At 73.3% G+C, this 16,574-nt stretch carries 20 protein-coding genes; 10 read left to right on the forward strand and 10 right to left on the reverse strand.

Translation table 11 applies throughout. The annotated features are described in order from the left end of the window. Positions 1-40 precede the first annotated feature (40 nt). The 3 genes from BLT59_RS03260 (at position 41) to BLT59_RS03270 (ending at position 1,953) form a co-directional block, all read left to right on the forward strand. Positions 41-1,018 carry a quinone oxidoreductase family protein gene (locus tag BLT59_RS03260; RefSeq protein ID WP_091776469.1) on the forward strand — a complete coding sequence of 326 codons (978 nt, stop codon included), beginning with the start codon at positions 41-43 and terminating at the stop codon, positions 1,016-1,018. 9 nt (positions 1,019-1,027) lie between these two features. Further along, positions 1,028-1,654: a bifunctional nicotinamidase/pyrazinamidase gene (gene pncA / locus BLT59_RS03265; RefSeq protein ID WP_091776471.1), complete on the forward strand. Its 627-nt coding sequence runs from the start codon at positions 1,028-1,030 to the stop codon at positions 1,652-1,654. Between the two features lie 98 nt (positions 1,655-1,752). Continuing rightward, positions 1,753-1,953: a hypothetical protein gene (locus tag BLT59_RS03270; RefSeq protein ID WP_091776472.1), complete on the forward strand. Its 201-nt coding sequence runs from the start codon at positions 1,753-1,755 to the stop codon at positions 1,951-1,953. A 37-nt stretch (positions 1,954-1,990) separates the two neighbouring features. Here BLT59_RS03270 and BLT59_RS03275 read toward each other — a convergent pair whose 3' ends face one another. The 3 genes from BLT59_RS03275 to rimO all read right to left on the reverse strand — a co-directional run bounded on the left by BLT59_RS03275 (position 1,991) and on the right by rimO (position 5,099). Beyond that, positions 1,991-2,221, reverse strand: coding sequence for a hypothetical protein (locus BLT59_RS03275; RefSeq protein ID WP_091776474.1), 231 nt, complete (start codon positions 2,219-2,221; stop codon positions 1,991-1,993). Positions 2,222-2,446: 225 nt separating this feature from the next. Next, positions 2,447-3,529, reverse strand: coding sequence for a DNA polymerase IV (dinB, locus tag BLT59_RS03280; RefSeq protein ID WP_091776476.1), 1,083 nt, complete (start codon positions 3,527-3,529; stop codon positions 2,447-2,449). A gap of 223 nt (positions 3,530-3,752) precedes the next feature. Continuing rightward, positions 3,753-5,099, reverse strand: coding sequence for a 30S ribosomal protein S12 methylthiotransferase RimO (gene rimO / locus BLT59_RS03285; RefSeq protein ID WP_091776478.1), 1,347 nt, complete (start codon positions 5,097-5,099; stop codon positions 3,753-3,755). A gap of 364 nt (positions 5,100-5,463) precedes the next feature. On the opposite strand from rimO, the gene pabB reads away from it, so the two are divergent. The 6 genes from pabB (at position 5,464) to BLT59_RS03315 (ending at position 9,803) form a co-directional block, all read left to right on the forward strand. Then, on the forward strand, positions 5,464-6,837 hold the full coding sequence (gene pabB / locus BLT59_RS03290) for an aminodeoxychorismate synthase component I (RefSeq protein WP_091776480.1): 1,374 nt from the start codon (positions 5,464-5,466) through the stop codon (positions 6,835-6,837). Next, on the forward strand, positions 6,834-7,448 hold the full coding sequence (locus BLT59_RS03295) for an anthranilate synthase component II (RefSeq protein ID WP_091776482.1): 615 nt from the start codon (positions 6,834-6,836) through the stop codon (positions 7,446-7,448). The genes pabB and BLT59_RS03295 overlap by 4 nt, the downstream gene beginning before the upstream one ends. Further along, positions 7,435-8,289, forward strand: coding sequence for an aminotransferase class IV (locus BLT59_RS03300; RefSeq protein ID WP_091776484.1), 855 nt, complete (start codon positions 7,435-7,437; stop codon positions 8,287-8,289). The genes BLT59_RS03295 and BLT59_RS03300 overlap by 14 nt, the downstream gene beginning before the upstream one ends. After that, positions 8,286-8,792 (forward strand): DoxX family protein, encoded by a 507-nt coding sequence (locus tag BLT59_RS03305; protein ID WP_091776485.1) that lies wholly within the window; start codon positions 8,286-8,288, stop codon positions 8,790-8,792. The genes BLT59_RS03300 and BLT59_RS03305 overlap by 4 nt, the downstream gene beginning before the upstream one ends. A 183-nt stretch (positions 8,793-8,975) precedes the next feature. Then, positions 8,976-9,140, forward strand: coding sequence for a hypothetical protein (locus BLT59_RS03310; RefSeq protein ID WP_244513808.1), 165 nt, complete (start codon positions 8,976-8,978; stop codon positions 9,138-9,140). 117 nt (positions 9,141-9,257) lie between these two features. Then, on the forward strand, positions 9,258-9,803 hold the full coding sequence (locus BLT59_RS03315; RefSeq protein WP_091776488.1) for a YciE/YciF ferroxidase family protein: 546 nt from the start codon (positions 9,258-9,260) through the stop codon (positions 9,801-9,803). Between the two features lie 51 nt (positions 9,804-9,854). Here the strand turns inward: BLT59_RS03315 and BLT59_RS03320 are convergent, their stop codons facing one another. Then, positions 9,855-10,184 (reverse strand): hypothetical protein, encoded by a 330-nt coding sequence (locus BLT59_RS03320; RefSeq protein ID WP_091776489.1) that lies wholly within the window; start codon positions 10,182-10,184, stop codon positions 9,855-9,857. Between the two features lie 248 nt (positions 10,185-10,432). Here BLT59_RS03320 and BLT59_RS03325 point away from each other — a divergent pair, with 248 nt between their 5' ends. Next, positions 10,433-11,002, forward strand: a complete 570-nt coding sequence (locus BLT59_RS03325) for a fasciclin domain-containing protein (protein WP_091776491.1) — start codon at positions 10,433-10,435, stop codon at positions 11,000-11,002. A 91-nt stretch (positions 11,003-11,093) separates the two neighbouring features. On the opposite strand, the gene BLT59_RS03330 is transcribed toward BLT59_RS03325, so the two are convergent. The 6 genes from BLT59_RS03330 to BLT59_RS03360 form a co-directional block, all read right to left on the reverse strand. After that, the gene (locus tag BLT59_RS03330; protein ID WP_091776493.1) at positions 11,094-11,795 is read right to left on the reverse strand and encodes an anti-sigma factor; all 702 of its coding nucleotides are present in this window, start codon (positions 11,793-11,795) and stop codon (positions 11,094-11,096) included. Then, a complete protein-coding gene (locus tag BLT59_RS03335; protein WP_091776572.1) occupies positions 11,792-12,343 on the reverse strand; it encodes a sigma-70 family RNA polymerase sigma factor in 552 nt (183 codons plus the stop codon). Before BLT59_RS03335 ends, BLT59_RS03330 begins: the two co-directional genes overlap by 4 nt. Positions 12,344-12,508: 165 nt before the next feature. Continuing rightward, positions 12,509-12,886 carry a hypothetical protein gene (locus tag BLT59_RS03340; RefSeq protein WP_091776495.1) on the reverse strand — a complete coding sequence of 126 codons (378 nt, stop codon included), beginning with the start codon at positions 12,884-12,886 and terminating at the stop codon, positions 12,509-12,511. A 178-nt stretch (positions 12,887-13,064) separates the two neighbouring features. Beyond that, the gene (gene mazG, locus BLT59_RS03345; protein WP_091776497.1) at positions 13,065-13,991 is read right to left on the reverse strand and encodes a nucleoside triphosphate pyrophosphohydrolase; all 927 of its coding nucleotides are present in this window, start codon (positions 13,989-13,991) and stop codon (positions 13,065-13,067) included. Between the two features lie 61 nt (positions 13,992-14,052). Continuing rightward, a complete protein-coding gene (locus BLT59_RS03350) occupies positions 14,053-14,289 on the reverse strand; it encodes a hypothetical protein (protein ID WP_091776499.1) in 237 nt (78 codons plus the stop codon). A gap of 366 nt (positions 14,290-14,655) precedes the next feature. Continuing rightward, entirely contained in the window at positions 14,656-16,551 is a 1,896-nt protein-coding gene (locus BLT59_RS03360; protein WP_091776503.1) for a glycosyltransferase family 2 protein, read from the reverse strand. Positions 16,552-16,574: the final 23 nt, after the last annotated feature.

Genomic DNA, 16,574 nt, shown 5'->3' on the forward strand with positions numbered 1-16,574 from the left:
GGCCAACGCCCCGGACGGGGCGGCGAGCGGGAGTCCAACGATGCCGAAGGCGATCCGGGTCTACGAATATGGCGGCCCCGAGGTGATGCGCTTCGAGGACGTGCCCCTGGCCGAGCCGGGCCCCGGGCAGATCCGGGTCAAGCAGGCCGCCATCGGCGTCAACTTCATCGACATCTACTTCCGCACCGGCGCCTACAAGTCCCCGCACCTGCCCTACACCCCCGGCAAGGAGGGCGCCGGCACCGTCACGGCGGTGGGCGAGGGCGTCACCCAGTTCAAGCCGGGCGACCGGGTCGCCTACGGCTCGGTGGCGGACGGCTGCTACGCCGAGGAGCCGGTGATCCCGGCCTCCGCGGCCGTGCCGATCCCCGACGGCGTCGACGAGACGACCGCCGCCGCCATGATGCTCAAGGGCCTGACCGTCGAGTACCTGCTGCACCGGACCTACGCGGTGAAGCCCGGCGACACGATCCTGTGGCAGGCGGCCGCCGGCGGCGTCGGCCTGATCGCCTGCCAGTGGGCCAAGCACCTCGGCGCCACCGTGATCGGCACCGCCGGCAGCCCCGAGAAGGCGGAGCTCGCCAAGCGGAACGGCTGCGACCACGTCATCCTCTACCGCGAGGAGGATGTGGCCAAGCGCGTGCGCGAGATCACCGGCGGCAAGGGCGTGCCGGTGGTTTACGACGGCGTCGGGCAGGCGACCCTGATGGGCTCGCTGGACAGCCTCGCGCCGCTGGGTCTCCTGGCGAGCTTCGGCTCGGCCTCCGGGGCGATCACCGGGCTCGACCTCGGCCTGCTGGCCCCGCGCGGCTCGCTCTACGTGACGCGCCCGACGCTCGCGACCTTCTCGTCGAATCGCGCCACCCTGGAGGAGGCGGCCGCCCGCCTGTTCAAGGTGGTCCGCGACGGCGCGGTGAAGATCGCCGTCAACGCCACCTACCCGCTGGCCGAGGCGCAGCAGGTCCACCGCGACCTCGCGGGCCGGGAGACCACCGGCTCGATCGTGATGCTGCCGTAGGGAGCGGCCGTGACGCCCGGCAACGCCGACCTGCTCCTCGTCGTCGACGTGCAGGTCGATTTCCTGCCGGGCGGGGCGCTCCCCGTCCCGGGGGGCGAGGCGGTGATCGGCCCGATCAACGATCTCCAGCACCGCTTCCGGCACGTGGTGCTGATGCAGGACTGGCATCCGGCGGATCACGTCTCCTTCGCCGAGACCCATCCGGGGCGGACCCCGTTCGAGACCGTGTCGCTGCCCTACGGGCCGCAGGTGCTGTGGCCGCGCCACTGCGTCCAGGGCAGCCCGGGCGCCGCCTTCGCGCCGGGCCTCGCCACCGACCGGGCGAGCCTCGTGGTGCGCAAGGGGCTGGATCCGCGGATCGACAGCTACTCGGCCTTCCTGGAGGCCGACCGGGCCACGCGCACCGGCCTCGCGGGGGCGCTCCGGGAGCGCGGCATCGCCCGCGTCGCCGTGTGCGGCCTCGCCACCGATTTCTGCGTCGCCTGGAGCGCGCTCGATGCACGCGACGCGGGCTTCGAGGTCTGGGTAGTGGAGGATGCCGTGCGCGGGATCGACGTGGACGGATCCCTCGCGCAGGCCTGGGCGCGGATGGAGGCGGCGGGCATCCGCCGGATCGGGGCGGCCGCGATCGGCTGAGGATGTGCGGGGACCGGAGGCGAACCGCCGCACGGGGCGCGGGAGACCGTCTCCGCCCCGGTGCGTTGGCCCGACATCAGCATCCGACAGGAGCCTGCATGTCGTCCAAGCATCTGAAGACCGACACCCCGACCGACGCCGACCTCAAGGGCAATCCCGGCATCGGCACCTCGAAGGGCATGAGCGGCGCCGATCCTGCCGATCTGCAGGCGGATTCGACCTTCGAGGGCGACGTGGACAACGAGACGAAGCTCGACGGCGGCATCGACCCCGATCACCGGCCGCGCAAGAACGCGTGACGGGAGGCCCGGGCCGGCACGGCCTGGGCCGATTATCTCAGCGGCCGCGTGCCGGTGCCTTCGGCCGCCGCGGCGCAGGTACGGCAGCGGCAGGCCGGGCGTCTGGGCCGCCCGCCGGGATGGAGAGCTGCGCCGGACTCGCGGTGTAGCCCCGCAGCTGTGCGGCGTTGGCGGCGCCGAAGGCGGATGTGCCATCCGCGCGGGCGAAATCCACCGGAACCGTCAGCACGAGCGCGGCGGCCAGCGCCAGGGAGACGTGCTTCGTCATGGGCGGGGTCCTCCGATGCGCGCGTATTCGGCCAACCCCGATCCGCGCTGGATCGCTCCGTTCTGGGATCTGTCTGGGTGGCCCGACGTGCGGGACCGCACCGTCGGGCCGCGCAGCATCGCCGGCACCAGCTCAGAGGCGCGTGTCTCTCGGTCCGAGTTGAACGCTTCGGCTGCTCACCCGCTCCGTCATCCCGCGCGCAGCGACGGCGGCGGAGAGACGGCCTCACAGCGCTAGCCCGAGCTGGAGCGGCTCCTCGGGCGCCTCCTGCGCGAAACCCGACAGCGACACTCCGATCAGCCGGGCGCTGCGTCGCAAGGGGAACAGGCCGGCGAGCAGGTCGAGGCCGATCCGCTCCAGGCCAGCGCGGTCAGCCACGGGAACGGTGAGCGACTTCGCCCGGGTGACCTGGGCGAAGTCCGAGAACTTGAGCTTCAGGGTCACGGTCCGGGCGCGCATGCCCTTGGCGTCGGCCCCGGCCCAGACCTTGTCGAACAGCGGCCCCAGCCGGGCGGCCAGGACCTCGAAGGCGGCCGTGTCGTCCGAGAAGGTGGTCTCCGCCCCGATCGACTTGCGCACCCGGTGGGCGCGAACCGGCCGCGCGTCGATCCCGCGGGCGACCGCGTGGTAGTAGGCGCCCGCGGAGCCGAAGGTCTCGCGCAGGCGCTCAAGAGGCCAGGCGCGCAGATCCGCCCCGGTCTCGATCCCGAGCCGCTTCATCTTGGCCTCGGTGACCGGGCCGACCCCGTGGAACCGGCCGATCGGCAACTCGGCCACGAAGTCCGGTCCCATGGCGGGGGTGATGACGAACAGGGCGTTCGGCTTCCTGTGGTCGGATGCCACCTTGGCGAGGAACTTGTTGTACGAGACTCCCGCCGAGGCGACGAGCCCGGTGCGCTCCAGGATCTCGGCCCGGATCGCCTTCGCCACGGCCGTCGCCGTCGGGAGACCGAGGAGGTTCTCGGTGACGTCGAGATAGGCCTCGTCGAGCGCCACGGGCTCGATGACGGCCGTGTGCCGGGCGAAGACCGCGCGGATCTCCTCCGAGACCGCCCGGTAGACCTCGAAGCGCGGCTTCACGAACAGCAGGTCCGGGCAGAGCCGCCGCGCGGTGGCCGACGGCATGGCCGAACGGACGCCGAACTTCCGCGCCTCGTAGCTCGCCGCCGCCACGACGCCGCGCTCCTTCGAGCCGCCCACTGCCAGCGGCAGGCCGCGCAAGGATGGGTCATCGCGCTGCTCCACGGAGGCGTAGAACGCGTCCATGTCGATGTGGATGATCTTGCGGAGCGCGACCTCCGGATCCATCGCCGCCTCGGAGATCCGCCGTGGGTTCCTGCTCTGTTCTGAATGATCGCGGCAACCTAGCGGGGTCAAGCAGGGCCGGTCGCGCCTTCAACAGGGATATCCCGCCCGCGCCCTCATCCTGAGGTGCCCGCGTCAGCGGGCCTCGAAGGAGGCCTCCGCTGCGCTCCGGCGCCTCCGGATGAGGATGTGGGTTGGAGGTCCGTCAGGGTCCGCCGCAGCCCGTTCAGGCGACGCTGCCGTAAAGGTCGTAGGCCTCGGCCCGGTCGATCTTCACGGTGACGATGTCGCCGACCCGCACCGGGCGCCGGAAGGCGGCGTGGACGGTGCCGTCGATCTCCGGCGCGTCGGCCTTGGACCGGCCCCGCGCGACCCCGCCCTCGACGGAATCGACGATGATCGGCAGCCGCTTGCCGACCTTGGCGCGCTGCAGCCGGAGCGCGATCCCGTTCTGGGTCTCCATGAACCGGCGCTTGCGCTCGGCCTTCACCGCCGACGGCACGAGGTCGCCGAGCGCGTTGGCGGTGGCGCCCGCCACCGGCTCGTACTCGAAGCAGCCGACGCGATCGAGCTTGGCCTCCTGCAGCCAGGCCAGCAGCTCCTCGAACTCGGCCTCGGTCTCGCCGGGGAAGCCGACGATGAAGGTCGAGCGGATCGCGAGGTCCGGGCAGGTCTGCCGCCAGCTCCGGATCCGGTCGAGCTGACGCTCCTGGTTGCCGGGGCGGCGCATGCGCTTGAGCACCGACGGGCTCGCGTGCTGGAGCGGCATGTCGAGGTAGGGGAGCACCTTGCCCTCGGCCATCAGCGGGATGACCTCGTCCACATGCGGGTAGGGGTAGACGTAGTGGAGCCGCACCCAGGCCCCGAGCTCGCCGAGCTCCCGGGTCAGGTCGTAGAACTTCGCCCGGACCTGCCGGTCCTGCCAGGGGCTCTCGGCGTAGCGGATATCGACGCCGTAGGCGCTGGTGTCCTGGCTGACCACCAGCAGCTCCTTCACGCCGGCTTTGACCAGTTTTTCCGCCTCGCGCAGCACGTCGGCGGCGGGGCGGCTGACGAGATTCCCGCGCAGGGACGGGATGATGCAGAAGCTGCAGCGGTTGCTGCACCCTTCCGAGATCTTCAGGTAGGCGTAGTGGCGCGGGGTGAGCTTGATCCCCTGCGGCGGCACGAGATCGAGGAACGGGTCGTGGGCCGGCGGCACCGCCTCGTGGACGGCCGCCACCACCGATTCGTAGGCCTGGGGCCCTGTCACTGCCAGGAGATCCGGGTATTTCTCGCGGATCTCCTCCGGCTGCGCGCCCATGCAGCCGGTGACGATGACCCGACCGTTCTCCGCCATGGCCTCGCCGATGGCCGAGAGCGATTCGGCCTTGGCCGAATCGAGGAAGCCGCAGGTGTTGACGATCACCACGTCGGCGCCGTCGTGCCGGCGGGCCAGCTCGTAGCCCTCGGCGCGGAGATGGGTCAGGATGCGCTCGGAATCGACCAGCGCCTTGGGGCAGCCCAGCGAGACGAACGAGATTTTCGGGGCGGCGCCGGGAGCGGGGCCGCGGGGGGCGGGCGTGGCGGTCATGGCATTCGGGTCGGACAGTCCGGCAGGGCAACCGGCGATCGGCCGCCCGGAGCGCAAGACCAGGAATTCGGGGTCGGGCTCCTATACAGGCTCCCGCGCCTCCGCGCGAGGCCGGCCGCCGCAGGGGTGACCGGCCCTGGGCGCGAGACTGCCGCCGGCCGCTGATCCTGTCGTTATGGCAAAGCTTTACGACAGGATCCTCAGACCCCACATCAGGCCTGGACGGCGCTGCCCTGCGCCCCGGACACGGCCCGCCCGTGCGCCGCGGCGGGGCCTGCGTGGAACTGTCGCTTTCCCCGCGGCATCGCCTGTGCGACGGCAGCGGACGACGCAAAGCCCGAGGATAATGGCCCCGAACCCGGTCATGTGGACCCGAGAGATCCCCTTCATCGATCCCGTCGCGGCGGCGGCCCGGCTGCGCGCCCTGCCCGGGCTCGCCTTCCTCGACAGCGCCATGCGGCACGATCCGCTGGGGCGGCACTCGATCGTGGCCGCCGATCCGTTCGCGCGTTTCCGCTATCGCGACGGACGCGCGACCCTCGACGGGAATCCGGTCGCGGGCGGCCCGATGGCGGCGCTCCGGGCCTGCCTCGAACCCTACCGGCTCGAGCCCGGGTCGGAGCCGTTCCCCGGCGGGGCGATCGGGTACCTGGCCTACGACCTCGGCGCGGCGCTGGAGCGGGTGGCGGCACCGGTCCGGCGGGCGGGGCTCACCGACGACATCGCGCTGAACCTCTACGACACGGTGCTGGTCGTCGACCACGCCGTCGGCACGTGCCGGCTCGTCGCCACGGGTTTTCCGGAGATCGCGCCGGACGCGCGGCGGGCTCGCGCGGAGGCGCGGCTCGCCCGCTTCGCCGACCTGCTCGGCGGCGCGGAGCCGCCGGTCCCGGCCCCCGCCCGGCCGGCCCAGCCGCTCGCGTGGCGCTCGAACTTCGACCGCCAAAGCTATGAGGAGGCGGTCGAAAAGGTCCGCGCCTATATCCGGGCCGGCGACATCTACCAGGCCAACATCGCCCAGCGCTTCACCGCCGACCTGCCAGCGGGATTCGACCCGTTCGCCCTCTACCGGCGGCTGCGCGAGACCAACCCGGCGACCTTCGGCGCCTATCTGGAGCTGGAGGGCCTGACCGTCGCCTCGTCCTCGCCGGAGCGGTTCATCCGCCTCGACGGCCGGCACGTGGAGACGCGCCCGATCAAGGGCACAGCCCGCCGCGCGGACAACCCCTTGGACGACCCGGCGGTGGCCGAGGCGCTCCAGGCCAGCGTCAAGGAGCGGGCCGAGAACGTCATGATCGTCGACCTGCTGCGCAACGACCTGTCGCGGGTCTGCAAGCCGGGCAGCGTCGCCGTGCCGACGCTCTGCGGCCTGGAGACCTACGCCAACGTCCACCATCTGGTGTCGGTGGTGACCGGAGACCTCCGCGACGGGCTGGACGCGCTCGACCTCCTGCAAGGGACCTTTCCCGGCGGCTCGATCACCGGCGCGCCGAAGATCCGCGCCATGGATATCATCACGGAGATCGAGGGCGACGCCCGCGAGCTCTATTGCGGCGCCATCGGCCGGATCGGGTTCGACGGGGCGCTCGACACCGCGATCGCCATCCGCACCGTGTTCATGGACGACCGGCAGGCGGTCCTGCAGGCCGGGGGCGGGGTGACCCTGCTGTCGGAGCCCGGCCCCGAATATGACGAGACCCTGGCCAAGGCCGCCCGCGTCTTCGAGGCCTTCGCATGATCCTCGTCCTCGACAATTACGACTCGTTCGTCTTCAACGTCGTCCGCTACCTGGAGGAGCTCGGCGAGACGATCCGGGTCGTGCGCAACGACGCGCTGGATGTGGCCGGCATCCGGGCGCTCGCCCCCGAGGCGCTGGTGGTGTCGCCGGGCCCCTGCACCCCCGCGGAAGCCGGGATCTCCCTGCCGGCGATCCGGGACCTATCGGGGGAGGTGCCGATCCTCGGCGTCTGCCTCGGCCACCAGGCGATCGGGGCGGCCTTCGGCGGCACGGTCGCGCGGGCGCAGCGCCCCCTGCATGGGCAGATGACGCCGATCGCCCATACCGGCGAGCGCCTGTTCTCCGGCCTGCCGGCGCCGATGCCGGTCGGGCGCTACCACTCGCTGGTGGTCGATCCCGGCCCCGAGATGGAGCGGCACCTGTCCGTCGACGCGGTCTCGCAGGAGGGGGAAGTGATGGCGCTGTCGCACCGGACCCACCCGACCTACGGCATCCAGTTCCACCCGGAATCGGTCCTGACCGAGGGCGGCCACGCCCTGTTCGCCAATTTCCTGGGACTGGCCCGCGCGTGGCGCGAGCGGCCGGAGGGCCCCCGCGATGCTGTGGCGTGACGGGGCGATCGCGCCCGGGACGATCGCGCCGCTGGACCACACAGACCGCGGCCTTACGCTCGGCGACGGCCTGTTCGACACGGCGCTGGCGCTGGGCGGCCGCGTCGCCTTCGAGGACGCCCACGTCGCCCGGCTCGTGGCCTCCGCGGAGAGTCTCGGGATGCCGGCCGAAGCCGAGCGGATCCGCGCGGCCATGCGGGACCTCGCGGGGCAGGGGGAGCGGCTCGCGATCCGCACGACCCTCACCCGCGGCTCCGGCCCGCGCGGCCTGAAGCCGCCGGACGCCCCGAGCCCGAATCTGTTCGCCACCGCGGCCGCGAGCGCCAGGGCCGCCGCCTTCGCGTCCCTGCGCCTGTGGCCGACGCCGATCGTCCGCAACGACACGTCTCCGGCCGCCCGGCTGAAGACGCTGGGCTACCTCGACGCGGTGCTGGCCGCCCGCGACGCCGCCGCGGCGGGGTTCGACGAGGCGCTGTTCCGCAACACCCGGGGCCGCGTCGCCTGCGCGGGCACCGGCAATCTCTTCGCCCTGTTCGGCACCACCCTGGTGACGCCGCCGCTCGCCGACGGCGTCCTCGCCGGGATCGTGCGGGCGGAGATCCTGGCGCTCGCCGCCGGATGCGGGCTCAGGGCGGAGGAACGGTCGCTGGGCCTGCCCGACCTCTTGGGCGCCGAGGCGGTGTTCCTGACCAACTCCCTCCGGCTCCTGGCGCCCGTGACGGCGATCGGCGAGACAGCCTTCCCGGCGGCGGCCGGGCACCCGGCGGTGGCCCGCCTCGTGGCGGCGCTCCGGGCCCGCGTGGCCCAATCCTGCGGCGTGGCGGAGGACGTGGTCGCGTGACCGGCCGCGCCGCGGAGACGGGCCGCCGCCGGCTGCGCTACGGGCTCGCGGCGCTCTACGGCTTCATCGGGATCGTGCACCTCGCGGCGACCGACGCGATGCTGCCGCTGATGCCCAGCTGGGTGCCGCAGCCGCGGCTCGTGATCCTGGCGACCGGCCTGTGCGAGATCGCCGGTGCCGCCGGGCTGCTGACCGGCCGGTTCCGCCGGGCGGCCGCGATCGGCCTCGCCCTCTACGCGGTCTGCGTCTACCCGGCCAACCTCAAGCATGCCTTCGACCATGTCCATGTCGACGGCATCCCGGATTCCTGGTGGTATCATGGCCCGCGCCTCGCCTTTCAGCCGGTCTTCGTCTGGGCGGCGCTCTGGGCCGGCGGGCTGATCGACTGGCCGTTCGGCGGCCTGCGCAGACCCGGAAACGTCGCGCCCGACACCTCCCGCGATCCGGCACCGCCGCCGGCGGCTCGGGGACCGGACGCGCCGGCAACCATCCGGAAACCTTGATCACAGGATCCCGGGATCCCCGGATCACGGCAGGCTTTGATCCCAGGATCCTGGCCGGTCGACCGGCCGGCAGCCGCCGTGCGGGCCGGAAGACCGGTGCGCCCGGCCCCGATAGGGGCGGACGACATGCCGAAGCGCCGCGACCCAGGCCGATCGCCTCCGCCGGGCGCGGTGCCGGAGACTGTGCCTCTGCCTGTGCCGGAGACCGTGCCGGACCGCGACGCGGTGGAGCGTGCCCTCGAAACCGCCCTCGACCGCCTGCGCCCGAAGCCGGGCGGCACCCGGCATTCCGGGCCGCCGCGCGCGGGCTCCGATCGGAAGACGCGCCCGGACGGGGCGGGCCGCTGAGCCCGAAAAGGTTCCTCCACAGGGCGAAGATATCGCCCGGATACAGCCGGCCGGACCGGCGTTCCCCGTGCGGATGCCGCGGACACAGACAGCGGCCCTCAACGGAGACAGAGCGCCATGGCCAAGCAGAAGACGCTGCAGGACGCCTTCTACGAGACCCTGAAGGACGTCTACTACGCCGAGAAGCAGTCGGTGAAAGCGCTCAAGAAATCCGCCAAGGCGGCGGAGCACGACGCGCTGCGCCAAGCCTTCGAGACCCATGCCGAGGAGAGCGCCCAGCAGGTGGAGCGCCTGACGCAGGTCTTCGAGATCATCGGCAAGCCGGCCCGGGCCAAGACCTGCGAGGCGATGCAGGGCATCGTCTCCGAGATGGAGGAGGATCTCGACGACTTCGCCGACAGCCCGGCCGCCGACGCGGTGCTGGCCGCCTGCGCCCAGGCGGTGGAGCATTACGAGATCGCCCGCTACGGCACCCTGAAGACCTGGGCCAGCCAGCTCGGCTACGCGGATGCCGCCAAGCTCCTGGACGAGACCCTGCAGGAGGAGAAGAAGACCGACGCGCTGCTCTCCAAGATCGCCGAGTCGATCAACGTCGCGGGCGATCCCCAGGATGGCGGGCAGTCCGCCGAGGCTGCGAAGGGCAAGGGGAAGAAGGCCGCCTGATCACGGGGCGGTCCGGCGCCCTCCGGGGCGCCGGACCGCCTCCCGGGGCCGTCATTTCGCCGTCTCGATGGCGCTGAGCGGCGTCCAGTAGCAGCGGTCCTGCGTGTCCTTCAGGGTGAGGCAGCCGTAGCTCATCGTCCGGGATTCGAGCTGGACTTCCTCGCCGGCCTTGAAGGACCGGCACTCGCCGCTGGCGAGGCTGCCCTGCAGCAGCTGCCCGAAGCCGGATTCGTCGCCGGCCATGACCAGCTTGAACAGGCGGTCCGTGACCTCCTGGCTGTGGCAGCCGAACCGCTCCTGAGCGATCGTCTCGGCCGCGGCGGGTCGGGACAGGGCGGCGGTGACGGCGAGGGCGGCGAGGGCGGGCAGGGCGAGGCGCATGCGCGGAACATATCCGCGCGCCGCCCCGTGTCGAGCCCTCGGCGCACGGGTCGGCCGCAGAGGATCGCCGCGGGGATCGCGGCGCGGTCGTGCGGGTGCACCCGCTCAGGCCTCGAGGACCCGGGCGGGGCTGAGGTTCCGCCAGCGCGGGCCGGCCCGATGAAACGGTCCCGCGAAACTTTTCCTCCCCAGCTCCCGTAAGGGCGCGCGCTGCCCCGCTCATCGGGGTTGGGACCGAAGGAAACACGATGCTCACCCTGAACACCGGCCGCCGCGCGGCCAAGGCGCTCGCCCTGACCCTCGCGCTCGGCCTCGGAGCGAGTGGCGCGGCCTATGCCAAGAATCCCATGGTCGGCGGTGCGCCGATGTACGCCCAGAAGACCATCGTCGAGAACGCGGTCAACTCGAAGGATCACACCACCTTGGTGGCCGCCGTGAAGGCCGCCGGCCTGGTCGACACGCTGAACGGCCCGGGCCCGTTCACGGTCTTCGCGCCCACGAACGGCGCCTTCGCCAAGCTGCCGCCGGGCACGGTGGAGAGCCTCGTGCAGCCGCAGAACAAGGCGACGCTGACGAAGATCCTGACCTACCACGTGGTCCCGGGCGTCTACACCGCCAAGGACCTGACGGCGCTGGCCCGGAAGGGCGGCGGGCAGGGCACGCTCACCACCGTCGCGGGCGAGCCGCTCGCCGTCGAGGTGCAGGGCAAGAAGGTCCTGGTCACCGACGTGAAGGGCAACACCGCCACGGTGACCATCCCGAACGTCATGCAGTCGAACGGCGTCATCCACGTCGTCAACGCCGTCCTGATGCCCTGATCGGCCCGAGCGGTGCGGTGCCCGCGGCCCCGGCAGGGTTTGCGGGCGCCACCCCGGCGCGGGCGCCGTCAGGCACACCGCCGCGATCGCGTCATTCCGCCAGGAGCTTGCCGGTGTAGACCACCGGCCCGGTGGGCTGGCCGCTGGGCGAGCCCCCGGGCGGCTCCACCGAGACGGCGATCACCCCGTCCGGAGCGGCCCCGGCCGGCAGCCTCACCTGGCTCTGCCCGGCGCCGACGAGGCCGAGCGGCCTCGGTCCCTGCGCGCCGACATACCACAGCTCCAGGCTTCGATCCGCCGGCGCCTCGGCGCCGACGGGTCGCACCTGGGCGATGCCGGTGCGGGTGTCGACGCGCACGATCAGCGCGGGCAGCGTACCGCCGCCCTGGACCACGGCGAGGTAGCGGCCGCCCGACGGTTCGAGGGTCGGTCCGACCGCCAGAAACAGCGCGAGCCCGGCCGCCAGCAGCCCGGCACTCCCGGCGGCCATCCGCCAGCGCCGGACCTGGCCGCGGAGACGCGCGATCTGACGCGCGTCCGCGCCTCCCGGCAGCGCCCGCAACAGCGCGGCGCGGACACGCGGCGGCGGCGCCGCGGCGGGGATCGTCTCCGCCAGCGGGAAGAGGCGCCGCTCCCAGGCCTCGATCCGCGCGTGCGCGGCCGGATCCCGCGCCGCCGCCCGCGCGACGGCCTCGCGCTCCCGGGCGTCCAGCGTTCCCAGCACGTACTCCGCCGCGCGCAGGTCGGGATCGCCGGGATCCGCGTCGGGGTCCGGTGCGCCCGTCCCGGTCACGACACGGTCTCCAGGCAGGTCTTCAAGGCAGCCAGCGCGCGATGCAGCCAGGTCTTGATCGTGTTGACCGGGCGATCGAAATGGCGCGCCAACTCCTCGCGCGAGCGACCCTCGCAGTAGGCCAGCACGACGCAATCCCTGTGCAGCGGCTCGAGCCGGCCGAGGCACGCCGCAAGGGCGTCGCGGTCCTGGAAGGCGACCGCCGCGTCGTGCGGATCGATGATCCGTGCCACCCAGTCCTCGCCGCTCTCCAGTTCCGGACCCTGCACCTCGGTCTTGCGACGCACGCTGTCGATCGCGCGATTGCGCGCGATGGTCACCAGCCAGGGCATCGGCGGGCCGGCATCCGGCCTGTAGGCGCCGGCGGCCTGCCAGATCCGCATGTAGACGTCCTGAAGCACGTCCTCGGCCAAGCCCCGATCGCGCTGGATACGCAGGATCAACCCGTAAAGTTTCGGGCTGGAGAGATCGTAGAGTTCGGCGAGCCGGTCCGCCTCACCCCGCGCGATCCCGGCCAGCAGCCGGCGCAGCGTCGCGTCGTCGGCCACCATGAGTCCCCGCGAACCCCGAGGCGCCGCCGATCGGACGCCCCCTCGGACACAGCTTTAGACCAAGCCCCGCCCCCGGACGACACCTTCCTTGCCGCGGCCGCTCAGGATCGGACGCGACGCGCGGGCGGGCGGGCCGTTCGTCCGGGCGCGTCCCGATCCGCGCTACGCGGCGACGGGCCTGACCACGACGTCCTCGGCGTAGACGAGGGTCGCCATGACGCCGGACTGGATCTGGGCGAAGACCGCGTCGAGGTCCCCGACGCTCTGCATCAGCACGGCGCATGACAGGGCGACGATCTGCGGGGTGCACGCGGCCCCCTCGGCGAGGAACGCCCGGATCGCGTCGGCGAGGGATTCGGCCGCCTGCCCCGCCGCGGAGGCGCTGAGGACCTGCGCGCAGTCTTGGCGCAGGGACGCAAGGCTGCCGTCCACGACCGAGACCCATTGCCGGTCGTGATCGTAGATGAGCCAGCGCACCGACCCCGCCGCCACCGGCGCCAGTCCCGCGAGATAGCGCCGAGCGGCCGCGTCATCGAACATGGCGTGGGTTTAACGCCCGTCCTCCGGAACGCCAACGTGCCGGGTGCCGCGTCCGGAGGCAGCCCGACCGGCCGCGCGACGTCCGCGACGTGCCATCGCCGCGCGGAGATGGACCGGCGAAGGCCGCCCGTCGCGGGCTGCGCGGGAATGCCGGGTGTCCGATCCGCGCCGCGCGCCGCTACGACCGTCCCGCCGCCTCGTCGCGCTTGGCCGCCTGCCACGCGGCCTCCATGGCGGCGAGGTCGGAGCGGCCGAGGGCGCCGCCGGAGGCCGCGAGATGCCGCGCCATGGCGGCGAAGCGGCGCTCGAACTTGGCGGTCCCGTCGCGCAGGGCGGTCTCCGGGTCGATCCCGGCATGCCGCGCGAGGTTCGCCACCGAGAACAGGAGGTCGCCGATCTCCTCGGACAGGGCCTCCGGATCGCCCGCCGCCAGGGCCTCGGCGACCTCGTCGGTCTCCTCGCGGACCTTGTCGACGACCTGGACGGCATCGTCCCAGTCGAAGCCGTAGGCGGCCGCCCGCCGGGAGATCTTCTCGGCCCGGGCGAGGGCCGGCAGCGCCCGCGCGACGCCGCCGAGCGGGTCCGGCGCCGGGTCCGGCGTCGGGGCCGAGTTGTCGGCCTCCCGCCGCTCCGCCTGCCGGGCCGCCCGTTCCTGCGCCTTGATCGCCGCCCACTGCGCCTCGACCGCCGCGGGGTCGCGCAGGGGCGAGCCGGCGGGCAGGGGCGCGCCGTCCGGGGTGAAGACATGGGGGTGGCGCCGGACCAGCTTGTCGCCGATGGCGCGGGCCACGTCGTCGAACGCGAAGGCGCCCTGCTCCTCGGCCATGCGGGCGTGGAACACCACCTGGAGCAGCAGATCGCCGAGTTCGTCGCGCAGGTCGCCGAGGTCGCCGCGCGCCACCGCGTCGGCGACTTCGTAAGCCTCCTCGATCGTGTAGGGCACGATGGTGGCGAAGCTCTGCGCCACGTCCCAGGGGCAGCCGGCGACGGGATCGCGCAGGGTCGCCATCAGGCGCAGGAGCCGGCCCAGGGGCGCCTCCGCCGCAGGGTTATCGTCCCGCGCCCCGTTCGGTCCGGGCTGGCCCGCATCGCGTGTCTCGCTCATGCGGATGGCGTTAGAGCATGGCGCGGCGCAGGGAAATCTGTTCCGGGAGACCGGCCGCGGCTCAGACCCGGCGGGCGTCGCGCTCGCGCACCTGCTCGGCCTGCAGCCCGTTGAGATAGCCGGTGAGGCGGCCGCTGACCGCCGGATCCGCGCATTGCACCCAGAGGGGCGCCGGAAGGGCGCGAACGGGCAGGCGCAGCAGGAAGGCCTCGGCCGACAGGGCCGCCTCCCGCTCGGAGGCGGCGGCCAGCAGGCGCGCACCCGCCTGCGTGCCGATCAGGATCGCGATCGTGGTCATGGCCTCTCTCACGGCCCCTCGCCTGGCCTCTCCAGCATGGGACAACGGCGCGCGTCCCGCAGGCGTTGCACGGCGCCCGGCGCGCCAATCCGCGCGGCCCTCAACGCGCCGCCCGGATGCAGAGGGCTCCCAGGCGAGCGCCAGGATGAACGATCACAGGATCCGGCCGAACGAATCCGTCAGCACCGCCCCGGTGAGGAACATGGTGGCGGCGCTCCGGCACGGGTCGCGGGCGTTGCGGATCGCCGCCTCCACGTCATCCGCCTTCACGTCGTCCGCCTCCAGGCAGTCGCTGGCGAAGGCGAGCCCGCGCCGGCCGTCCGCGTGCTCGAGGGCGCGTCGGAGGTGATGGGCCGGCAGCCGACGCTAGCGGCCGGTTTCGCGGGGCGCCGCAGGATGTCCCGTGCTGCAGGCTGTCGCGTGCCGCCGGCGTCGCCGGCCGCTGCGGGAGGTGCGCGCGAGGCCGTGCCGGGTCTTGTTCCAGCGCAGCGGGGCGCGGACCAGCTCGATCAGCGCCAGCCAGGCCGCGAGGCTGACCAGCAGGAAGTAGATCGGCATCCACGGGACCGACTGGGCGAGGTCCCCCCAGCCGCGCCGGGCGCAGCCGACGAGGGCGGGGAGGACCAGGGCGGCGAGCCCGGTCCCGAACAGCGTGATGGCGAGCCCGGTGGAGAGGTTGTCCAGGAAGACCGGGGCGGCCGGGATGTCCAGGACCAGGAAGGACCAGGCCGCCGCGACGAGGCAGACCGGGTAGGCGAGCGCCGAGGCCACCGTGCCGGGGACCAAAGCGGCGGCGCAGAGCGCCTCCAGGCCGCCGAGGCTGCGCGCGTTGGCGAGGGGGCGCCGCCCGTGGGTGAGGCTCGTCTGGACCAGCCCCTTCAGCCAGCGGGTGCGCTGTCCGAGCCAGGGCCCGAGGCGGGCCGGGGCCTCCTCGAAGGTGGGGCTGGGCAGGTCGCCGACCGCGTAGCCCGCCAGCGCGAGGCGCAGGCCGAGATCGGCATCCTCGGTGACGTTGTGGGCATCCCAGCCGTGCAGCGCCCGCAGCACGCGGGTGCGCAGGTGCATCGAGGTGCCGCCCAGCGGGACCGGCAGGCCGCACCGGGCGAAGGCCGGGTTCAGCACGTCGAACAGGCCGGCATATTCGAGGGCGAAGGCGCGGGCGAGGCGCGAATCGCCGGCATTGTCGATGACGAGCCGGCCCTGGAGGCAGGCGGTGCGCGCGGGCAGGCGCGCGAATAGGGCGGCCGCCAGGCGCAATTGCCCGGGATCGGGCACGTCCTCGGCGTCGTAGACCGTGAGCAGGGCGCCGCGGGCCAGCGGCAGCGCGGCGTTGAGCGCCCGGGGCTTGGTGCGCGGCTCGCCCGGCGGCACCGTGATCACCTCGAACCGGGTCGGCAGCGTGTCGCGGGGGAGGGCTGCCGCGGTCTCCGCGTCGTCGGCCTCGAGCAGCAGCTTGATGTCGAGCTTGGCGGCGGGATAATCGAGGGCCGAGAGCGCCTTGAGCAGATCCGGCACCACCGCCGCCTCGCGGTGGAGGGGGGCGAGGATCGTGTAGACCGGCAGGTCCGCCTCGGCGAGGGGCGTCACCGCCTCCGGAGCCACCGGGGCCGCGATGGCGAGCGCCGCGATCCGGAGGGCCGCCATGGCCAGGAACAGGATCTGCCCGGCCATCACCATCGCGCGCGCCAACGGGTCCGGCAACGCCGCGCACAGGCAGAGTGCGGCGGTGAGGCCGAGGGCAAGGACCGCGAGCCAGCGGAGGGCCGGTTCGGGGGCCGTCGCCCGCTCGGGCGCGCGCCGCCGCAATTCGTGCGCCGCGTAATCCGCCACCTGCTCGGGGATGGCCGCGAACACGGCCTCGCGCAGGCGGGTGGGGCTGGTGATCGCCGGCACGGCGGCGCGGCCCGGCATGTCGAGGAGGTCCGCGATCGCCCGGCCGCGGGGCGCCAGCACCCAGGGCGCCACCGATCCCGGCACCAGGGGCGCGAGGCCGGCCACCAGAGTGTCGGGGAAGCGCAGGCCCAGGCCGAACGGGATCGGGCCGTCGAGATAGGGGGCGCCGAGCGCCCGGGCCAGGGCCGCGTAATAGGCCGATTCCGCGATCAGGCCCGCATTCATCAGGGTGGTCGCCGCGTCGGTCCCGACCTCGGCCGCCTCGGCAGCCGCCCGAATCAGCAGCCGGCCGTCGACGCCCTCGGCCAGCAGGAAGGCGATCTCCGGCGGCAGGGCCGCCGGCTCCACGGGCGGGCGCTGGAACGACACGCCACGCGCTCCCCCGGTGGCTC

Origin of the sequence: Methylobacterium sp. UNC378MF, assembly GCF_900103195.1 — a bacterium.
Lineage (GTDB): Bacteria > Pseudomonadota > Alphaproteobacteria > Rhizobiales > Beijerinckiaceae > Methylobacterium.

Bases quoted from the DNA above. Each gene is read 5' to 3' on its own strand.
- pabB (WP_091776480.1), top strand. From the start codon at position 5,464: ATGTGGACCCGAGAGATCCCCTTCATCGATCCCGTCGCGGCGGCGGCC.
- mazG (WP_091776497.1), bottom strand. From the start codon at position 13,991: ATGAGCGAGACACGCGATGCGGGCCAGCCCGGACCGAACGGGGCGCGG.
- dinB (WP_091776476.1), bottom strand. From the start codon at position 3,529: ATGGATCCGGAGGTCGCGCTCCGCAAGATCATCCACATCGACATGGAC.
- BLT59_RS03275 (WP_091776474.1), bottom strand. From the start codon at position 2,221: ATGACGAAGCACGTCTCCCTGGCGCTGGCCGCCGCGCTCGTGCTGACG.
- BLT59_RS03320 (WP_091776489.1), bottom strand. From the start codon at position 10,184: ATGCGCCTCGCCCTGCCCGCCCTCGCCGCCCTCGCCGTCACCGCCGCC.
- BLT59_RS03260 (WP_091776469.1), top strand. From the start codon at position 41: ATGCCGAAGGCGATCCGGGTCTACGAATATGGCGGCCCCGAGGTGATG.
- BLT59_RS03300 (WP_091776484.1), top strand. From the start codon at position 7,435: ATGCTGTGGCGTGACGGGGCGATCGCGCCCGGGACGATCGCGCCGCTG.
- BLT59_RS03295 (WP_091776482.1), top strand. From the start codon at position 6,834: ATGATCCTCGTCCTCGACAATTACGACTCGTTCGTCTTCAACGTCGTC.
- BLT59_RS03340 (WP_091776495.1), bottom strand. From the start codon at position 12,886: ATGTTCGATGACGCGGCCGCTCGGCGCTATCTCGCGGGACTGGCGCCG.
- BLT59_RS03270 (WP_091776472.1), top strand. From the start codon at position 1,753: ATGTCGTCCAAGCATCTGAAGACCGACACCCCGACCGACGCCGACCTC.
- BLT59_RS03315 (WP_091776488.1), top strand. From the start codon at position 9,258: ATGGCCAAGCAGAAGACGCTGCAGGACGCCTTCTACGAGACCCTGAAG.
- rimO (WP_091776478.1), bottom strand. From the start codon at position 5,099: ATGACCGCCACGCCCGCCCCCCGCGGCCCCGCTCCCGGCGCCGCCCCG.
- BLT59_RS03350 (WP_091776499.1), bottom strand. From the start codon at position 14,289: ATGACCACGATCGCGATCCTGATCGGCACGCAGGCGGGTGCGCGCCTG.
- BLT59_RS03325 (WP_091776491.1), top strand. From the start codon at position 10,433: ATGCTCACCCTGAACACCGGCCGCCGCGCGGCCAAGGCGCTCGCCCTG.